General features: G+C 56.6%; 20 protein-coding genes. 14 read left to right on the forward strand and 6 right to left on the reverse strand.

Annotation, left to right across the window (positions count from 1 at the left end; genetic code table 11):
• The 10 genes from K5845_RS18380 to K5845_RS18425 form a co-directional block, all read left to right on the forward strand.
• A partial coding sequence (locus K5845_RS18380) for a flagellin (protein ID WP_287959647.1) occupies window positions 1-725 on the forward strand: 725 nt, incomplete at its 5' end.
• A gap of 154 nt (window positions 726-879) precedes the next feature.
• Entirely contained in the window at window positions 880-1,815 is a 936-nt protein-coding gene (locus K5845_RS18385; RefSeq protein ID WP_287959648.1) for a carbohydrate deacetylase, read from the forward strand.
• Between the two features lie 124 nt (window positions 1,816-1,939).
• Complete coding sequence (locus tag K5845_RS18390) at window positions 1,940-2,800, forward strand: alpha/beta hydrolase (protein WP_046478485.1); 861 nt, start codon at window positions 1,940-1,942, stop codon at window positions 2,798-2,800.
• A 159-nt stretch (window positions 2,801-2,959) separates the two neighbouring features.
• Window positions 2,960-3,619 carry a hypothetical protein gene (locus K5845_RS18395; RefSeq protein WP_287959649.1) on the forward strand — a complete coding sequence of 220 codons (660 nt, stop codon included), beginning with the start codon at window positions 2,960-2,962 and terminating at the stop codon, window positions 3,617-3,619.
• 140 nt (window positions 3,620-3,759) lie between these two features.
• Window positions 3,760-4,962, forward strand: a complete 1,203-nt coding sequence (locus tag K5845_RS18400) for an ABC transporter permease (protein ID WP_342027552.1) — start codon at window positions 3,760-3,762, stop codon at window positions 4,960-4,962.
• A 126-nt stretch (window positions 4,963-5,088) separates the two neighbouring features.
• Window positions 5,089-5,883 carry an ABC transporter ATP-binding protein gene (locus K5845_RS18405; protein WP_287959650.1) on the forward strand — a complete coding sequence of 265 codons (795 nt, stop codon included), beginning with the start codon at window positions 5,089-5,091 and terminating at the stop codon, window positions 5,881-5,883.
• Window positions 5,876-6,907: an HlyD family secretion protein gene (locus K5845_RS18410; RefSeq protein ID WP_046480388.1), complete on the forward strand. Its 1,032-nt coding sequence runs from the start codon at window positions 5,876-5,878 to the stop codon at window positions 6,905-6,907. Before K5845_RS18405 ends, K5845_RS18410 begins: the two co-directional genes overlap by 8 nt.
• 252 nt (window positions 6,908-7,159) lie before the next feature.
• Window positions 7,160-7,372, forward strand: a complete 213-nt coding sequence (locus tag K5845_RS18415; protein WP_046478488.1) for a hypothetical protein — start codon at window positions 7,160-7,162, stop codon at window positions 7,370-7,372.
• A 69-nt stretch (window positions 7,373-7,441) separates the two neighbouring features.
• The gene (locus K5845_RS18420) at window positions 7,442-7,861 is read left to right on the forward strand and encodes a hypothetical protein (RefSeq protein ID WP_287959651.1); all 420 of its coding nucleotides are present in this window, start codon (window positions 7,442-7,444) and stop codon (window positions 7,859-7,861) included.
• A gap of 271 nt (window positions 7,862-8,132) precedes the next feature.
• Window positions 8,133-8,408, forward strand: coding sequence for a hypothetical protein (locus K5845_RS18425; protein WP_244464916.1), 276 nt, complete (start codon window positions 8,133-8,135; stop codon window positions 8,406-8,408).
• 127 nt (window positions 8,409-8,535) lie between these two features.
• Here the strand turns inward: K5845_RS18425 and K5845_RS18430 are convergent, their stop codons facing one another.
• Genes K5845_RS18430 through epmA form a run of 3 tightly spaced genes read right to left on the reverse strand, consistent with a single transcriptional unit; the run spans window position 8,536 to window position 11,707 of the window.
• Window positions 8,536-9,585: a cytochrome-c peroxidase gene (locus K5845_RS18430; protein ID WP_287959652.1), complete on the reverse strand. Its 1,050-nt coding sequence runs from the start codon at window positions 9,583-9,585 to the stop codon at window positions 8,536-8,538.
• Between the two features lie 5 nt (window positions 9,586-9,590).
• A complete protein-coding gene (locus tag K5845_RS18435) occupies window positions 9,591-10,670 on the reverse strand; it encodes a lysine-2,3-aminomutase-like protein (protein WP_287959653.1) in 1,080 nt (359 codons plus the stop codon).
• Window positions 10,667-11,707 carry an EF-P lysine aminoacylase EpmA gene (gene epmA / locus K5845_RS18440; RefSeq protein ID WP_287959654.1) on the reverse strand — a complete coding sequence of 347 codons (1,041 nt, stop codon included), beginning with the start codon at window positions 11,705-11,707 and terminating at the stop codon, window positions 10,667-10,669. The genes K5845_RS18435 and epmA overlap by 4 nt, the downstream gene beginning before the upstream one ends.
• 163 nt (window positions 11,708-11,870) lie before the next feature.
• On the opposite strand from epmA, the gene efp reads away from it, so the two are divergent.
• Entirely contained in the window at window positions 11,871-12,440 is a 570-nt protein-coding gene (gene efp, locus K5845_RS18445) for an elongation factor P (RefSeq protein ID WP_287959655.1), read from the forward strand.
• A gap of 82 nt (window positions 12,441-12,522) precedes the next feature.
• Here efp and K5845_RS18450 read toward each other — a convergent pair whose 3' ends face one another.
• Together K5845_RS18450 and K5845_RS18455 are read right to left on the reverse strand one after the other, a co-directional pair.
• Window positions 12,523-12,870, reverse strand: coding sequence for a hypothetical protein (locus K5845_RS18450; RefSeq protein ID WP_046478494.1), 348 nt, complete (start codon window positions 12,868-12,870; stop codon window positions 12,523-12,525).
• Between the two features lie 235 nt (window positions 12,871-13,105).
• Window positions 13,106-13,597 (reverse strand): hypothetical protein, encoded by a 492-nt coding sequence (locus tag K5845_RS18455; RefSeq protein WP_046478495.1) that lies wholly within the window; start codon window positions 13,595-13,597, stop codon window positions 13,106-13,108.
• 169 nt (window positions 13,598-13,766) lie between these two features.
• Here K5845_RS18455 and K5845_RS18460 point away from each other — a divergent pair, with 169 nt between their 5' ends.
• Together K5845_RS18460 and ypfJ are read left to right on the forward strand one after the other, a co-directional pair.
• A complete protein-coding gene (locus tag K5845_RS18460) occupies window positions 13,767-15,215 on the forward strand; it encodes a malonyl-CoA decarboxylase (protein WP_090230185.1) in 1,449 nt (482 codons plus the stop codon).
• A gap of 92 nt (window positions 15,216-15,307) precedes the next feature.
• Window positions 15,308-16,297: a KPN_02809 family neutral zinc metallopeptidase gene (gene ypfJ / locus K5845_RS18465; protein WP_046478496.1), complete on the forward strand. Its 990-nt coding sequence runs from the start codon at window positions 15,308-15,310 to the stop codon at window positions 16,295-16,297.
• 72 nt (window positions 16,298-16,369) lie between these two features.
• Here the strand turns inward: ypfJ and K5845_RS18470 are convergent, their stop codons facing one another.
• Window positions 16,370-17,464, reverse strand: coding sequence for a hypothetical protein (locus K5845_RS18470; protein ID WP_287959656.1), 1,095 nt, complete (start codon window positions 17,462-17,464; stop codon window positions 16,370-16,372).
• A gap of 399 nt (window positions 17,465-17,863) precedes the next feature.
• Here K5845_RS18470 and glmU point away from each other — a divergent pair, with 399 nt between their 5' ends.
• Entirely contained in the window at window positions 17,864-19,237 is a 1,374-nt protein-coding gene (glmU, locus tag K5845_RS18475; protein ID WP_287959657.1) for a bifunctional UDP-N-acetylglucosamine diphosphorylase/glucosamine-1-phosphate N-acetyltransferase GlmU, read from the forward strand.
• Window positions 19,238-19,321 lie beyond the last annotated feature (84 nt).

Raw genomic sequence — 19,321 nt, forward strand, 5'->3', positions numbered from 1 at the left:
CCATGGAAAAATCCATCGACGTCATGACGGACCTGCAGAAGAAGCTGGTTCTTGCCCGTCAGCCAGGTGCTGATCGCGCGAAGATCCAGACGGAAATCGATGAGCTGCAGAACCAGCTCCGGTCGATTGCAAGCTCAGCTTCATTCACGGGTGAGAATTGGCTGGACGTTGATACCACGGCAGGCTCCGGCTACACGGCAAGTGAGGAGGTCGTTGCGTCCTTCTCGCGGAGCGGCGGTAGTGTCTCGGTCAGCACGATCTCTATCGACGTTTCATCGACTTTCCTGTTCAACCAGAACGGAGCTGCAACCGCCGACGCACGTGGCATCCTCGCTTCGAACCGCGTTGCTGCGACGGGGGCGATTGGTGCTGCCGGCACGATCGTTATCGCCAGCACAGACGGCACGGCCGAGATGGATATCTCGGGTGCTGCAGTCACGGATGCAAACATCGACGAGTTCATCACGGCCGTCGATCAGGCCATGCAGGAAATGACGGATGCTGCAACGAACCTCGGTGCAGCCAAGAGCCGTATCGATCTTCAGTCAGAGTTCGTCTCGGCTCTGAGCGATGCCATCGATCGTGGTATCTCGACGCTTGTTGACGCTGACATGAACGAAGAGTCCACGCGTATGCAGGCACTGCAGGTTCAGCAGCAGCTTGGCATCCAGGCTCTGTCGCTGGCCAACCAGAACAGCCAGAACATTCTGTCGCTGTTCCGCTAAGCCTAGTTAGCGTACTCTCTTTCTGTACGCGCATGACGGCCGTGCTCATCCGAGCGCGGCCGTTATTGTTTTGTTGAAGGGGATCATTTGCTCCGCACGCTATATTGAAGATGTGAGTCCTGTAACGTCCGCGCTGGTGAGAAACGCAAAGAGCATGGTGCCTAGGTTCATATTGCACGCCGACGATATCGGCCTCAGCCGGGGGATTACCCGGTCTATCGTTGCGGCGATCGACGAGGGAGGTGTGCGTTCCGTCAGTCTCATTTGCAATGGGCTCGCGTTTGATGAGGCGATTGACGCTTTGGCCGTCCGGCCGCACGTTCGGGTGAGCCTGCATCTTAATCTTCTCGAAGGTCAGCCTTTAAGTGCCGCCGGGGAGGTTCCATTGCTCGTCGACGGCGAAGGTGCGTTATCGACAACGTTTCAGGATCTCGTTCGTCAGTGGATTACGGGGGATCTGGTCAAGAAGCAGGCGCTCAGCGAACAGATAAAACGAGAATTTACGGCTCAGCTTGTTCGAGGGGGCGCGGCTTTAGCGGCTCTCCACCGGCCGGTGGATCAACTTCGCATCGACAGCCATACCCACATCCATGCTTTGGGGTTTGTTCTCGATGCCGTTCTCGCCTCTCGCTCGGCGGTGGACGTTGGTTATGTGCGCGTTCCGCGGGAGCCGTGGCATCTGTCCCCTGGTGTCGACAATCTGAAGACGGCGCTGGGTCTCAATACCGTCAAGTGGGGCGTGCTCAATCGCTTGGCGGGTTCTATGACTGGAAAATTGCAGGCTGCGGATATCCGATTTAACCCAGCCTTCCTTGGAGTGTTGCATACTGGAGCGATGACGGTTCCCGCAATTGAAGCGGGTGTTGCTGCAAGCCTCAGGTCATTGCAGCGGGCTGCTGGCGATCACGGTGAAGAGGCGGTGGAAGTTTTGCTTCATCCCGGTAAGGCTACCGCCGCAGAAGAGGATAAGTGGCGTCGGCGTCCCGAGTTGCGGGCCTATTACCGGTCTCCGCACCGAGATCTGGAGGCGCAAACGGCACGCGAACTCGTACGCTCCGAGGTGTTTGCAGCTTACTTCGAGGGCTCCTGAGTGAGGGGTAACGCCCTTACCAGTAATTTTTTCCAACACGATTTGCGGGTTTCCTGAGGAACAGCGCCTGCCTCACGCGCTGCCTAGGTTTGAGCCATCGGGTTCAAACAGGGCGGAAGGCGTCATGATCGTTCAGCAGGATACCTACAAAATAAAAGGTGGCCGGATCGGTGTGCTCCTCGTCCATGGTCTGTGTGGCAGCCCGACCGAGATGCGTTATGTCGCCAATGGAATGGCACGTCAGGGTTACACGGTCCATTGCCCGCGACTGGCGGGGCATGGCGGCAGTGTTGAGGATCTGAAGGCAACCAGCTGGCAGGATTGGTACAAGAGCGTAGAAGACGCGCTTTTCGAACTTTCCCAGAATTGCGACAGAGTATTTGTCGGAGGCCTTTCTACGGGTGCTGTTCTCGGTCTTCTGCTGGCAGCTCGCCACCCTGATAAGGTTCACGGATTGACGCTGTTTTCACCGACGCTCTGGGTGAATGGCTGGCTCATCCCTTGGTATATGCGCTTGTTTAAGCTTGTCCGATCCAAGCGCATCGCAAACCTCATCAAGTTTCCAGACCTTCACCCGCACGGGATCAAAGACGACCGTATCCGGCAGTTCGTAGTTCGTGCGCTGGTAGACGGCGAAACGGGGACATCAGGCCTGCGCAACACGCCTGGCTGCGCGGTTCTGGAGCATCGCCGCCTTGTTTCGGCAGTGAAACGCGAAGTCCGCAAAATTCAACAACCCGCTCTTATTCTTCATCCGCGTGAAGACGACTACGCGCATCTAAACAATGCCTGGTATCTCCAGAGCAAGCTTGCGGGACCGGTCGAAGTGACCGTGCTGGAGGATAGCTACCACATCGTTACGGTCGATCGGCAGCGCGACGTTGTTGTTGAAAGATCTACGGCATTCATCGCTCGTCTCGTGGGAGACGCCGCTGAGGAGCGGGAGAGTACGGTGACACGCTTCAAGGTTTCTGTCGCAGCGTGAAGTCTTTGTCAGCTTTCAAGAAATAATTCGATTTCTGTATCTGTCGGAACAGCGGGTTCGACTGGTCAAGGGCACATTGCTTGGCAGGACATGAAGTTTTGCAGCGTTGGAACGCAGTGAAAAATTGATAGGGCGCTGGGCCGTCAGAAGGAACTCGTCATGAATAAAGTTTTGACCGGGATTATAGGGGGTGCGTTTGCCGTCTTGGCGATCACTTCGAGTATTTCGCCGGTGCACGCCGGAGGTGGTGTGCGTCTCAATTTTGGTGGTCCACTTGGTGTATTCAACGCGCATTCAAATGGTGCTCATTACAAATCAAGCTCTTCTCATCACACGCGCAACTTCAGTCACAAGCGCAAGAATGACATTGCGGCGCGTAAGGCGGCTGCGCGGCATGCGCAGATTACCGAGGCTAAAGAACGTGAGGCGAAACGCCGGAGGGCGGCACGGCTAAAGGCTGAAGAGCGTGCACGGAAGCTCGTCGCCGCACAGCGGGAAGACCAGAAGGTTGAGGTCGTTAGAGCTGAAGTTGCAACTGTGAAGGCGGCAGAGGTGCAAAAGGCCGTTCCCGTCAAAGCTTCAGCTGTTACCGGGGCTACTGCGCTTATTCCTGTCGTTGCGATCGACAACAATAGCCAAAGCGACACCGTGCACCTGAAGACTATTGATGTTCGGACGGAGTCCCCAAAAGCGGAGATTGCGGACACACAGGTCGCGCACGTTCCTCCTCCTGAGCAAAGCATCAATAAAGAGCTGACGTGCAAGAAATTTGTGCCGAGTGCTGGCCTAACAATCAATGTGCCTTGCGGAAATCCATAAAACTTGTGGTGGTTGGCGCTGCGTTATCGGAACAACGGACGAAGCTGCCATTTTCATTAATCAAGATAGTGCGCGCGGAAATAAAAGCCCGTATTGATTAGGCGCGGCTGGTCTGCGGAGACGGGGAAGGACCGACTAACATGACAGCGAGCAAGGATATAAGTGAGACGGGTGGTGGGATGATTGCCCCGGCTGGCAATAGCAAACGTCTCCGGATGGCCCCGAAGCTGGCTTACCGAAACCTTTTCCATGATCGTTTGAGCTTGTTTGTTACGCTTGTCGGCATCGTCTTTTCTGTCGTCCTGCTCGCATTCCAATCAGGGATTTATCTCGGGATCGAACGTACGATTGCTGCTGTTATCGATCAGACGGAAGGAGAGCTCTGGGTCGTACCGATTGGGACGAAGAGCGTCGATGATCCATCGCTGCTGCCGGGCCGTGAAAGTTATGCGGTACTCTCAGTTCCGGGCGTAGCAAGTGTTGAAACATTGGTTATGGGTTTCTCCCGCTGGCGAAAGCGTAACGGCGGAGCGACGACGGTTTTGCTTGTCGGGTCGGATTGGACGCAGGGGGGATTTCGGCCCTGGAATGTCATTGAGGGGAGCGTGGAAGAACTAGCCGCTCCGAAGGCTGTTGCGGTCGACAAGACCTATTTTAAAGACCTCGATGTCACAGGGCTCGGCGATCCGGCAGAAATAAATGGTCAGACCGTCACCGTCGGCGCTGTGACAAAAGGCATCCGCTCCTTCACGACCATGCCTTATGTGTTTACAACCCTGGGCCGGGCCCAATCGATGCTGCGGGCCAATCAAGAACAGGGCGCCTACACGTTGGTGAAAGTTGAGCCGGATGCTGACATCGCGACGGTGCAGGCCCGGATACAGGAGCGTCTTCCTGATGTTGAGGTTCTCACGCGTGGAGAGTTTCGTTCGCGGAGTATCAATTATTGGCTGTTTCACACGGCCGCGGGGTCTGGGCTTATTGCAGGTACGGCGCTGGCATTGATCGTGGGCATCGTTATTGTCGCACAAACGCTTTATTCCAGCACCAAGGATCACATCAACGAATTTGCTACGTTGCGGGCACTTGGAGCTTCATCGCGTTATATCATTCAGGTCATTCTCCTGCAGGCCTTGTTCAGCGCTGTTGTGGGGTATGCCTTGGGCATGAGCCTGACGCTTGCAATATTTGCTGCGGCAAAGGGGACGACCCTCAATGTGGTAATGACACCGGGCCTCGCGCTGTTGTTGTTCCTCGTCACAATCGGCATGTGCACGATTGCTGCTGTTTCAGCGATCTTCAAGGTCACACGCATTGATCCGGCGGGGGTTTTCAGCCGCTAGGCTTCTTTTCCCCAGTGCGGCATCGTCGTCGCTTTGGTGTTGTGCTGGGAACTGCAGAAATTGCGGCATATCGAGATACTGACGTCGATTGCTACGAAATAAAAAGTATCCATCAGGAAGGACGATATGAACGATTTCAGTACGAGCGCTTCGGTTGCCGAACCGCTGCTCGTTGCCCGTCAAATTAAAAAGGTTTTTGGTACCGGTGCGGGTGAAGTGCAGGTTCTCAAAGGGATCGATCTCGACTTGAAGCCTGGAGAGCTGACATTGCTCATGGGGCCTTCGGGTAGTGGTAAAACGACATTGCTGTCGATCCTCGGATGTATTCTGACGCAAAACTCTGGAGAGTTAGAGATTGCCGGGCGTAACACGACCGGCATGTCTCCCGAGGAGATGGCTGACTTGCGGCGTCACCACATCGGCTTTGTATTTCAATCCTATAATCTTTTTCCGACGCTTACGGCATTGGAAAACGTGATGCTGGCCCTCGACGTGCGCGATCAGCTTCCGGCCGACGCACCACAGAGAGCTGCGTCAGCGCTTAATGCCGTCGGGTTATCACATCGCATCAATACTTATCCGAGCAAACTGTCGGGTGGTGAGAAGCAACGCGTCGCGATAGCCCGTGCGCTTGCCGGTTCGCCCTCCGTGATTTTAGCCGATGAGCCCACCGCCGCGTTGGATTCTGAGAACGGACAAGCGGTTATGGCGTTACTCGCGGAAGTTTCCCGGGATACGAGCCGCGCTGTACTTGCCGTTACGCACGACCACCGGACGCTGAAATATGCCGATCGCATTATTCGTATCGAGGATGGTTTCATCGTTGGCGATGAACGGCCTTCGCAGGGTGAAATTGTAAATCATAACTCTGTAGGGGAGCACGCTGCTGCTGCGGCGAATGGGAGCCATGACCATGTTTAAGATCATAGGTGGAATCGCGGCGTTGGGCCTGGCAGCTTTCGCCGGCTATTGGGCGAGCAATCAGTATGGCGGTGTGACGGCTTCTCCCGCTCCTGTCGCGGCTTCGGCAAAAGTTGCGTGGGTCGCAGCTGCTCCCGGACGCGTCGAACCTAAAGGTGGCGAGGTTGGAGTTGGCACAGCCATCATCGGCCGGGTTACAGAAGTGTCCATCAAGGTCAACGACGATGTGGAAGAAGGCCAGCTTCTCATCAAATTGGATGATGCGGAGGCCCGGGCACGCCTTGCTGCTGCGGAAACACAGGCGGATGTCCGCGAAAAAGCACGTGACGACCAGCAACTCAATTCCAACCGCAGAGATGTGCGGGATGCCGAGGATGAGGTCTACCGTGCGGAACGGGCTGTAACGGGTGCCAGGATCGAACTCGATTATGCGTTGAACGGGAAGCGTGACGGCAGCGTGAATGATCAGACGCTGGAGAATGCGCGGCGCCGTCTGCGTGAGGCGGAAGATCGCGTCCAGCGTGCTCGCGTTAAGGTCGCTCAGGCGCAGGCGGATTCGAAACTCCCTGCACCCAGCCAAGCGGAAGCTGCCGTCAGTGAGGCTCGTGCGCAAGTCGCTATCGCGGAAGCTTTACTCGATAAAACTCGTATTCGTGCCCCTCAATCTGGACGCGTACTTCAGTTGAAGGCGAAAACCGGTGAGATGGTGGCGCCCTCGCCAAGTGTGCCTCTAATTGTGATTGGCGACATGTCGGTCCTTCAGGTCACCGCTGAAGTTGACGAAGCGGATGTCTCTAAGATCTCGGTCGGTCAGGATGCCTACGTGAAGAGTGTCAGCTATCCCGGTCAGGAGTTTTCCGGAAAGGTCGTGAAGCTTGCCCCGGCGCTGTCCAACCCAGGTATTACGCAGCGTGGCCCACGGCGTCCGACGGATGTTGAGGTGTTGGAAGTTACGCTCGAATTCGCAGGGGACGTGCCGTTGTTGCCTGGCATGCGGGTAGATGCCTTTTTTCGTGAAAAATAAAACGGAAGGAACACCGGTCAGGGTGTTTCGTACGCGGATTGCATCTTTGGAATTAATGCGTTTCTAGATAAAACGAAGTTACACTATGCCCACCAAACCCGCCCTTCGTGGCGGGTTTTTTGTTTCTTTGTTTTTCGTTGTCGCGCAAGGAACAGCGCACCTCCACAAAAACCCGCACCTTTACAGACATACCGAGCGATGTCGTGACGGTGCGCGGCGCACGGACGTTTTCTTAAGTAGGAAGTTGCAGACATGTACGGTCACATCACGAAGTTTGATGAAAGATTGCAGGTCGGGGTTATCGCGACCAACGACGGACGGAAATTCCGTTTCAACAAGGATCAGGTCGTCAATCAAAACGGTCGCCTCGTCGGTCATGAAGTTGATTTCCTGGTTTATGGCGTGTGCCCTCTCGACATCATTCTGCTGACGGGGTCTCCGTGGCAGGTCTTTCAGCACGCATAGTCACATTCCAACTGGCTCTTTATCGGACAATCAGGAGAGGCATTCATGACGGCCGCGCCCACGTCGAACATGGATTTGAGTGATGTGCCACGGGCCGCGTCTGCCGATCTTTGGCTGCTGATCCAGATCATGGTTGAGTGTGAACATGGATTACTGTTCCTGCGCGGCGTGACCGACGTGGATCGCGCGAAAATTGAAGATCGCTTCTGGAATGATTTTGAGGGCGGCACTGAGCGTGGTGTTGTGGCGCTGATGCGTTTTTGGTGTCTCGTAGATATCTTTCAATCGCGTCGGTTGCGAGCGCTTCTAATGGCGCGCGGCTATGACATTTTTTATCCTGCAGTGGTGGCCGCAGCTCGACTGCGGCTCAACCTTCATTGGGGCTTTAATCCGCAGCGCTTGATTTGGGCGCTAGCAACGGAGCGTCCCGCTTATTCAAGTACCCTGCGTTTAGGAATTGAAGCTTCGCAGATGGGAATGGCGGCTTGAGTCATTCATTGCTCTGTTGTTTTTAGTGCTTGTTAAAACTGTGATTTTTCCGCTGTCGAAATAGATGGTATATTGGGGCTCCCCCCTTTTTGTGGGGACGTTGTGTGGCGGTTGGGAAAGTCCCCAAATTGGATTTGATGATCAGCGGTTGATTGGAGAAAATCTTGCCCGCGTTACGGCGGGAACAGCGCGCCAGAGGTTGGGAGTATAATTTGGAAATCATCAAGGGCTCGACGGGCAAACCCCGTTGGATGACTAGGAGAGCAGGACGATGACGATTTCCAGATCAACTTCGATGGGTCTTTTTGCGGTCGCGACGATGATTGCTGTTGCTTCGTTGATTTCTGCAACGCCTGCGGATGCGCGCGGCCGTACCTTCTATTCGCAGGATTATAAGTTCAATAAGCCGATGCATGGCTTCGATGGTCGAGCGGCTGGTGGGTACTACTGTTCCTATCAACGGTTGCCGAACCGTGTTTGCTCCATCGTGAACGGCGAAGAGAAATGCAAGGTCAAAGGCTGGACGTTGCGCCAGTATTGTTACTGAGGTCCGTTTATTGAATAAGGCGCGGGAGTGGTCAGTTATATTGGGCCAAATTTACTTCGCGTACGCGGACCAAAGTAGGACCCCGAGGTAATGCCTCGGGGTCTTTATTTTGGCGGCTAGGACGGTGTTAGTCCGAACTCAATGTGTTTAGAAATGCGATAAGCGCCCGGCGTTCGGTCGCGGTCAGGTTCAGGTCCTGAACGATGTTTCGCGAGAGAGAAGGCCTTTCGGTGAAGCCCCCGTTGTAATGCTTGATGACGTCTTCCAGTGTGGTCTTTGATCCGTCGTGCATGTAAGGCGCGGAGTAACGCAATTCGCGAAGGCTTGGCGTCTTAAAGGATGTCTGGCTCGCGGTGTCGTCGGACTGATGGTCGGTGCTGCCAGCGGATGCGGGTAGTCCTATATCGTGGAGCCGGTCGTCGGTGAATCTCCAGCTGCCATGGCAGGCTACGCATCCTGCACGTCCGACAAATAGCGCAAAGCCTTGCTGTTCGAAGGTGCTCAGGGCGTTGGCTTCACCTGCGATAAATCGGTCAAAGCGAGTCACAGGCGAGATTAACGTGCGCTCATAGGCTGCGAGCGCTTCGACAATATGGTCCGGCGTTACTGGATCGGTTGTGGTCGTGTGAGGAAAAGCCCTTTCAAACAGCTCAGTGATTGCTGAATCAGCTTTGAGCCGCGCGGTGATCTCCGGCCAGTTGCCCGCCATTTCAAGCGCATTGAGGATAGGGCCGGAGGCCTGCTCTTCAAGGGATTGCGCACGGCCGTCCCAGAAAAACCGCTTGGCCCAAGCCAGGTTTTGCAGACTGGGGACGTTGCGCGTGAGGTCCTTGCCATCGCGTCCAGGGCCGAGCGCTTTTCCGTTGCTGTAGCCGAGGTCGGCTTGGTGGCACGTGGCACAATTGCGATCTTGGGGGCCGGAGAGGCGGGTGTCATGGAAGAGCAATTTTCCCAATTCCACCTTCGCCGAGGTTGAGGGGGTATTCGGCGGCGTGGGAATTGTTTTGGGTCTTGTGAAGATATTTCGCCAAGCGTCCATCAGAACCGGCTTGTCTGCCGGAGCGGCCTGAATTGGGGCGAGACTGTATGACGCCGACCCGACGACGAGAAGGGCCAGGATGCAGCGGACTTTTGCAGAGTGTATGGACACGCCGGTGCGTATCAAGCGCGCTCGCATTGCGTTCAGTCGTCCTCCGGCGCGGCGCAGCAGTCGCGATACTGATGTGTCCTGCCCTTGCGGTCGGTGATTTCGTAGCTTTGGTCTTGTCCGTTCCCGCGAATGTAACCGGGACCGATCGGGACTTTGCCGTATCCGCCTGGGATGTCGAGAATGTAGGTCGGCATCGCGAGGCCCGACAAACGCTGACGCAGTTCCCCGACGATCTCTTGTCCTCTCGCGATAGGCAGGCGGAAGTGTGTGGTGCCAGGGGCCAAATCCGGATGATGCAGATAGTAGGGCTTGATCCGCATTTCGACAAAGGTCCGCATCAATGTCTCGAGCGTATCTGCGTCGTCGTTGACGCCTTTCAGCAAGACGCTCTGGCTAATCATGACGACGCCGGCGTCGATGAGACTCGCACATGCAGCGCGTGCGGTATTGGTTAGTTCTCGGGGATGATTGGCATGGAGTGCGATGTAGACGGATTTCTCCGGCGAACGTAGTGCCTGAACCATTGCGGTATCTATGCGGTCCGGATCGACGACGGGCACGCGTGAGTGCCAGCGGATGACGCGTACGTGGGGAATGCCAGTGAGTCGTTGCGTGATTTCCCGGACGCGTCGTGGCGGCAGAACTAACGGGTCGCCGCCTGTCAGGATGACTTCCCAGATCTCGGGATGCTGCGCGATGTACCCGATTGCCTTTTCGAGTTCGCTGCTCGTGAGTTGGCCGTTATGACCGGGGCCGATGGTTTCGCGTCGAAAGCAAAAGCGGCAATAGACTGGACAGACGCTTACCGGTTTCAGTAGGCAGCGGTCGGCGTAGCGATGCACGATGCCCTTGATTGGGGCATAGGTGTCGTCGCCAATGGGGTCGTCTTGCTCCTCGGGATGCCGATCGAGTTCCGGCATGCTCGGTACGAATTGTGCGGCGATCGGGTCCTTATGCCCGGCAGTAGGATCGATCAACGTTGCGATCGTTGGAGTAATGGCGAGCGCATAGTGTTGCGTCAGCCGTTCAAGGTCATCGTGCTGATCTGGAGGTGTAAGACCGGCAACGATCAACTGGCCCACTGTCTTGATCGGTTGGTCGGTCGTGCTCATTGTGGGAGGGGTGTCCAGATAACCTGATCGATGCGTTGTGCACCGGTTGCCAGCATCACTACACGGTCGAAGCCCAGCGCGCAGCCGGATGCTGGTGGCATGGTTTCGAGGGCTGCCAGAAAATCTTCGTCGATTGGGTAGCGTTCATTGTAGATGCGCTCTTTGTCATCCATAGCCGCACGGAAACGCGCGCGTTGTTCAGCAGGGTTGGTGAGTTCGCCAAAGCCATTCGCAAGTTCGACGCCGCAAACATAGAGCTCGAAACGCTCCGCTAGCCTCTCGTCGTCGGGTTTGCGTTGTGCCAGTGCGGCTTCGCACGCGGGATAGTCCGTCAGCAGTACGGGGTGGTCCATTCCCAATTGCGGTTCCACCTTAGCCGTCAGCACGCGCGAAAATATATCGGACCAAGTGTCGTCCTCCGCGCAAGCGATCCCAATGGCGGTTGCGGCGCGATAGAGCGCGTCACGGTCGGTCGTCGTGGCATCAAATGTCGTTTGCAGGTTGATGCCAGCGTGTCGCAAGAAAGCCTCGCAGACGCTGAGGTTCTCTGGTTCGGCTAACGGATTACATGTGCGTCCGCGCCATTGAATCGTCTCTAGACCGGTTGTTTTGGCCGCGATTCGGAGGATTTCGATGCAATCGGCCATAACGCGTTTGAAGGGTTCGTCCGCCCGATACCATTCCAACATCGTGAACTCAGGGTGGTGCAGGGAGCCCCGCTCGCGATTTCGGAACACGGGTGCGAAGGTAAATATGTTGCGTTCTCCCGCAGCGAGCAGTTTTTTGCAGGCAAACTCGGGGCTTGTGTGTAGATAGTAGTCGCCAATACCGAGATCGGTACCAATAAGCTCGGTCCGGAATGCGTGCAGATGGGTCTCGTTGCCGGGGGAAATCTGCAGGCAGGCGGTGTCCACCTCAACGAAATCCTGCTCGTGGAACCAGTTGCGTACTAAGCGCTTGATCTTGTTGCGCGCGAGAAGGATTGGGCGTCGATCGGTGTGGTAGGCGGGACGCCACCAGGGTGTTGAGGGGGACATGGGCAGGTTCTTTGAGGTGCGAAGATCGCGCTTAGGGTCGGCGCACTTGGCCTGGGGCGTGTGAACAGGTAGAAACCGGCGATCCGGTATCAATTCAAGCGGCCCGACCGCTGCGGAGCCCGTAAGCCCGCGCGTCCAGGGGCGAACAACAATGGAGACTGATGTGCCTAAGATTATCGCAAGCTCGGTGCGCAAAGGCAACGTGCTCGATCTCGACGGGAAGCTTGCTGTCGTGATGAACGCGGAAAATATTCATCCGGGCAAGGGAACTCCCGTTACGCATCTCGAAATGCGCCGCATCGCGGATGGCGTCAAAATTGTTGAGCGGTACCGGACGACGGACCAGGTTGAGCGCGCTTTTGTTGAGGAGATCGACTACAACTACCTCTTCGAAGACGAGAGTGGGTATACGTTCATGCACCCTGAAACCTACGATCAAATCGTAGTGCCGAAGGATGTCATCGGAGATCAGGCCGTCTGGCTTGACGAGAACATGACCTGCACGATCTCGCTGCATGAAGGTAATCCGATTGCCATCGAACTGCCGCAGCGCGTCACGTTTGAAATTGTTGAGGCCGATCCTGTCGTAAAAGGTCAGACAGCATCTTCGTCATATAAGCCGGCCCTACTTTCTAACGGTGCCCGCATTATGGTTCCGCCACACATTGGAAGCGGTACGCGCGTCGTTGTCATGACGGCGGACGGCTCCTACGTCGAGCGTGCCAAGGACTGATCTCAAGATAATAGCGATGAAGCGCGAGTTTTCGATCTTGCGCTTAAGTAACTTCTAGCGGCGCACAGATTCGCCGCTGGACTTACCTGCTTTCATTTGTGGTTACCCACGGTTTGAGTAGGTGCATCGCTGGGTCAGGCGGGCCGCCGGCACCTTTAGCCAAACGCTTTTCGACGTCGATCACGCGAGAGCATGTCCAAACCGCCATCCAAAGGGTGATCAAGACGATCGGCGCGGCGAGGACTTCGGTCACGACCAATGGAAGCCCGAAGGATGCGGAAAATCCGATCAGAAGGCCCATCGTGAGCATGATGAAGGTGGTGACCACGAGGAGGCTTACCGATAACCCTGTGACCCAGAGACCAAGAGTTGACACTGAGCCGCGTTGGGTGACGGTTCCAGACTGGCGAACGGCGGAATCGGTGCTCATGGGGCGAAATTGTCCAGTTCAGGGGCTCGGGTGGTGGCACAGTGGCCGACGGGCGGCAAGATGGTCTGCCGTTAGGATTGCGTCAAGTGGCCTGTCTGGCGACTTGCGCGCAGCCCTGGGAGGGGTTCGAGCATATTCCAGCTTTATAAATTCTACGTTCTTATGTGGCTCCCGCTGGATGGTGCGTAGGGGCCGTTCGGGCTGCTTTAGAACGTTTTAGAGCTTTGCGTTGGTTCTAGAAACTCGTTGCATGCTTGATCTGATAGATCTCCATGATACGGCTGCCCCGATGGGGGCCGTCGCAAACGAATTTCCATTGCCCGTCTGTGAATGTATCGCAGATCTTGACCCCCTTGATCAAAATCCAGTGACCCTCTTTGCCGCGATTTATGGCGAGAAGGTAATGCACCCAGGCGTTCCGTGGCTTTTGCATCCATTGCCACAGAGTTGGCCGCTCCTTCCGCGGCAAGTGCTCGAACGAATGGCCCAACTTCATCTCGTAGCCGAGCGCTGAAGCAGCTGCTGCAACCTCAGCCGCGTCTGTGCCTTTTATAGGGGCATCAGGCGGCAGCCCCCTGAACCGATTGACCTCTTCTTCCACGCGGCTAATCGGGAAGCCTGTGAGCGCGGAAAGAACGAAGGGACCGCAATATGCCGTGCGACCTGTGTCGTTCTTGACGTTGTTGAGGCTGGAGGTCATACGAGCACTGAGCGCGTCTCCTGCCATTTGCGGGGCCTCCTCGGGCCGATTGGATAGTTAAGCTGATCGAATGGTTAAGCAAATCTTGACGCGCGATGGTTGATGATTGGTTAATGTTCAGAGATCTGGCTGAGATAAGCCGTTGCAGTTAGCCTTGTGACAACGGATCGAGACTGACGATAGGAGAGGTCAGCCCATGAATGTTTCGTTTTTGCAGGAACTGCTCAACACGGTCGCCGAGCAAGGCCGCTCTCTCTTGCCTAAATCTCTCTTCCGGGAGGATCCCGACCGTGGCCTGCAAGCGCTCGTGCAAGCGTTGGTGTCCGAACGTGGTGAAGCTTCAGGCGTCGCCATCGCACGCCAGCTTCTGCACCATTATAAACTTCTGAAAGCAGAGGAGCGCGAAGCGTTTTTCCGCTATATCGCGCATACGTTGACCCCAGAAAGTTCGCGCGTTGCCGACGCTGCCCGCGCTTACCTGGATAAACCGTCCCCAGGTTCTCTTCTGAATCTGCAGAAAGCGGTCGAGAGTCCGCGACAGGAATTCTTCCGGCGGCTCAATCTGGCGCCCGGAGCTACCGCTGACCTTGTCGCCATGCGGCGCGACCTGTTGGGTTTTCTGAAAAAGTATCCCGAACTGACGGTCGTCGATTCCGATCTGCGCCATCTTCTCTATTCCTGGTTTAATCGCGGATTTTTGGTGCTCCGCCGTATCGATTGGCAGACGTCGGCTTCAATCCTTGAGAAGATTATCGCTTACGAAGCGGTGCATGAGATCAAGGGCTGGGAGGATTTGCGACGTCGGCTTGATCCGGCGGATCGGCGTTGTTTTGCGTTCTTCCATCCATCGCTGATCGATGATCCGTTGATCTTTGTGGAAGTGGCGCTGATGCAGGACATCCCAGGCGCCATTGCTCCTGTCTTGCATGAGCCGGCAAAGTCCGAACCGATCGAAAATCCCACGACCGCAGTCTTCTATTCGATTTCGAACTGCCAAGAAGGCCTCAAGGGCGTTTCGTTTGGTAACTTCCTGATCAAGCAGGTGGTTGAAGAGCTGGTGCGGGAAGTGCCCAGTTTGAAAACGTTCGTGACGTTGTCACCGGTGCCGACTTTCGCGCGCTGGCTCGAGAAAGAGAGCCTGGATGCGGCTAGCGAAGTCGTCACGGAGGAGGATCGCGAGGTGCTTACGTCTCTCAAGCCTGCTTCCTGGGCTTCCTCCGAGCAGGAAAATGCAGAGCTGAAGGCTTCAGTCCTGGCGCTGGCCGCGGACTATTTTCTGCGGGCGAAGTCCGCTGACAACAAGCCGGTCGACCCGGTGGCGCGTTTCCATCTCGGTAACGGTGCCCGCCTGGAACGCATCAATTGGCTGGGCGATACCTCCGAAAAGGGGCTACGAGAGGCGCATGGGCTGATGGTCAATTACCGTTATGAACTCAAGGAAATTGAAAAGAATCATGAGGCTTATGCGAACGACGGCCCGGTAGCTTGTTCTCGTGCGGTAAAGGCTCTTCTGCGTTCGCCCTCAAAGACGAAATCGTTTGTTAAAACCGTGGTTCAGCCTGAGCCTCCAAAGGCTTTGGCTCCACCTAAAAAGTCCCCTGAGGAAGACAAGATCGAAGCGCCTGCGATGCCGAAGGCCGAGTGACAGTCTTTTCGTTGCGAATATGAATATTGAGTCGACCTCGGCGCCATGCACTATGGGCTCAGCCAGCGTCGATAGAAAGGTCGGAGAAACAGATGCGCTACGATGAGCAGGACCGTCAGAGTTCCAACGTCGAAGACAGGCGCGGACGCGGTGGCGGCGGATTTCGTATGCCTGGTGGTAGACGTGGGATCCGCATCCCGATCGGTGGCCGTGGTGGTTTCAGCATCACGACGCTTTTGATCATCGGCGCGATCATGCTGCTCTTCGGTATCAATCCGCTGGAGCTGCTCACAGGGGGTGGCGGCAACGGGCGCATTAATTTCCCGGATATTCCGCAAATGCCGCAGACGCAGGACGTCAACCGACGGACCGCGGACCGCTCGCCTTTAGATATTCCGGGACTGCCGGGCACTGAGCCCAAATCCGAAAGCAACGATGAAATGAAGGTTTTCATTTCACGGGTGCTGGCTGATACCGAAGATGTTTGGGCGCGGGTGTTCAAGTCTTTCGGCCGTCAATATCAAGATCCGCAGCTCGTCCTATTCAGTGGGGGCACGCAGACGGCTTGCGGAATGGGTATGTCCGCTATGGGGCCATTTTATTGCCCGTTGGATCAGAAGATCTACGTGGATCTGGCGTTTTATGACCAGCTCAAGCGCCGCTTCAATGCGCCGGGCGATTTTGCTCAGGCTTATGTGATCGCTCACGAAGTTGGACACCATGTGCAAACGCTCCTGGGGATCGCCGAAAAGGTTCAGCAGGCCAAGCGCGGCATGGGCGAGCGTGAATCCAATGCCCTACAAGTGCGGATGGAGCTTCAGGCGGACTGTCTCGCTGGCGTCTGGGCCAATCTCAACGATCAGTTGAAGAACCGTCTTGAGGCCGGCGATATCGAGGAAGGCTTGAATGCTGCGAGTCAGATCGGCGATGACATGATTCAGCGTCGGCAGCAGGGCTATGTTGTGCCCGATGCGTTTACGCATGGTTCCGCAGCGCAGCGCGTCCGCTGGTTCAAGACCGGCTTTAGCTCGGGCAAGATGCAAGCTTGCGATACGTTTGGCGCCTCTTCCGACAGTCTTTAATAAAGCTATCGGAAGCAGATGGGCGTGTAAGGATTAAAGGATGGATCTCTTTTTTGAGGTCCATCTCATCCTTTAAAGCGACCTGCCTTCGAACGTGGCGAGGGCGCATTCGCGAACCTCGCCGCCTAGCCCGGCGCAGATTTCGAGCACGTCCGTGGATTTGGCTACGGGGCCGGCCACCAAGGCATAAGGCCCAGTGCTCGAAACGCTTTCTTTTACGTAGCGCGGAGATAACCCTTTTAACGCGTCGCCGTGACGTTCCCGCATAGCGTTCCATGTCAAACGCAGGGCATCAAGCGTCGGCGCCGTAGCCAAGCGAACACCGATTTTGGGTATCTCCACCGTTTTTGGGGCCCGTGTGACCGTTGCGGGGCCAAAGGCGACGACCTGTGATGTCGGTCCTGTTGGTGGGGCCGCAGCCTTTGTTGGCGCAGCCTGCGGCTGTGCTGCGGGTTTAGGTTTGGAGATTGCTACGACGGCAACCGGCTTTGGCTTCGGGCGCACACCTGGAGCCGGGGGCGGTACGACTGGGAGCGCGCCGGTTTCGATCGGCGAACCTGCGTTGGAGCCATTTACAATCGTCGTGTTCACGATGGCGACTTCGCTGACCGAGCTCGGAGGCGAGGGTTGTTCAGGGGCAGCCGTTGTCATCGGCATGTTGGGGTGTGGCATACCGGGATGCTGTGTCGCTGAATCAACGATGCTCAGTCCCGGGATCACGACACCGGGCACGACCGGCACAGGGGCGGTTTCATTTGCAGCAGTCATTTGAGGTTCGGCCGGGACGCGATCGTCGTCAGCGGATGTTGTCGGCACTGCCTCGGAAGGCGCGACTTCCTGGGGCTCTCCCTCCGCATAAGCCTGCTTATGTTCATTCAATTCTGTGCGGAGCTTGGAGAGTTCCACTTTTGCGTTGGACAGGCGGTCGCTGAGCGCGCGCGCTGCCGGGCTCGCAACCTGCTCATCGGTAAACAGACTTGAGGGTGAATCAGTGGAGGCTGGCGTGGAAAGTGCGTTGACCAAGTCAGGATCGGTGAAAATGACCCCGAGATATGCGACTGAGGCGGCGCCCGCGAAGCTCCAAAAGAGAACGTAAAGGAATGGCAATGCCCTTCCCTTCGTCTTACGACGTCCACCTGCTTCCCGTGCCGTCTTGACTTTTTGCATTGCGCAAATCCGCTGACCTGTTGATGAGCCGGCAAAATGGTGATCGAGTTTCCTGTGCCGTAGGCCCCAAATTTTATTGTTCATTGAGAGAACATTGCTTCGCGCTGGGCTGGTATTCCGCCTGCGCTCGTCGACGCCAGGCCGCGGCAAGTCTCTTGTCAATGTGACGCTGGCTGAGTCGCGATGGGGAAGCAAACGGTCGGCTGCGATGCGCCTCAACACGCTGTGGACGGATTGTGGACGAGTTGGATCAATGCAGTGCGCCGCCGAACCCAGCCTTCTCCGCTGCCGGTTGCGCGGCAGGGCCCTAGGGCGCTATGCACTTGGCAAATTGCGCTGCCCGACCTTTAGGCCAAGCCCTGCCGGTTGGGCTGGCATATCAGCAAATGTGGAGCCCCGATGACCGACCGCTCGCTTTCGATCGTGATATTGGCCGCCGGCAAGGGCACACGCATGTACTCGCGGCAGCCGAAGGTGCTGCATCAAATCGCCGGCCGGTCGATGTTGGGGCACGTGCTAGCGCTGGCGTCGGGCATTTCGCACGCGAAGATCAGCGTCGTCATTGGACCCGGTATGGATGATGTGCGCAAGGAGGTGGTGCGTTGGTCTCCGGATGCTTCCATTTTTGTCCAGGAGAATCAGGCAGGAACAGCGGATGCGGTTCTCGCTGCGCGTGATCAGCTTGTTGCCGAGCGCGGTGATGTGATCGTGCTTTATGCGGATTCTCCGCTGATGAGACCGCAGACCCTCGCCAAGCTTGTTTCCAGCCTGGAGTCCGGAGCAGGTGTGTCGGTAGTCGGCTTCGAGGCGGACGATCCCACAGGATATGGGCGCTTGCTCACGGATGCGTCCGGTGACCTGATTGCGATCCGCGAGCACAAGGATGCCAGTGCCGACGAATTAAATGTGAGGCTGTGCAACTCTGGTGTGATGGCATTCCGGTTGCCTGACGTGGTGGCGGTGCTAGACCGGATCGGCAACGATAACGCCAAGGGTGAATTTTATCTCACAGACGCCGTTGAAATCGCTCGCCGGGATGGGCTGAAGGCTGCGGTCGTGACGTGTGAAATGGATGAGGTGTTGGGCGTCAATTCGCGTGATCAACTCGCTGTGGCGGAGAGCATCTGGCAAACGCGAGCACGCTTGGCAGCCATGCGGGCGGGCGTGACGATGATTGCGCCGGACACTGTGTGGCTGTCGTTTGATACCGTGCTTGGGCAGGACGTGACCATCGAGCCTAACGTGTTTATTGGGCCGGGTGTCACCGTCGGGGAGGGGGTCTGGATCAAGGCCAACTCTTACCTTGAAGGCGCCGATCGCAAGAGCGCTGCAGGATTGCGGATCGATACCGGTGCGGAGGTTGGTCCCTTCGCGCGCTTACGGCCCGGGACAGAACTGGGCGCGGATGTGCATATCGGCAACTTTGTTGAAGTGAAGAACGCAGTTCTCGCCCCGGGCGCCAAGGCCAATCACCTGACCTACATTGGCGATGGCACAGTGGGCGCAGGGGCCAATATCGGCGCTGGGACGATCTTTTGTAATTACGACGGCTTCAACAAAAACCGCTGCGAGGTGGGCGCGGGTGTGTTCATTGGCTCCAACTCTGCGCTTGTTGCGCCGGTCCGGATCGGAGATGGCGCCTATGTCGCGGCTGGCAGCGTGATCACGACAAACGTGGAACCCGACAGTCTTGCGATTGTCAGGGCCAAGCGCGAGGACCGTCCCGAGTGGGCGGCAAAATATCGCGCGATGATGCAGCGCCGTAAAGGTTAACGCGAAAGTCGCCAACATCGCTCTTTCCCGGTGAAATCGCCGGAAATACTTTGTGAGTTGGCCTTAGATGTGCATGCCATTAGC

This window comes from Filomicrobium sp. (assembly GCF_025698805.1).
GTDB classification, from domain to species: domain Bacteria; phylum Pseudomonadota; class Alphaproteobacteria; order Rhizobiales; family Hyphomicrobiaceae; genus Filomicrobium; species Filomicrobium insigne.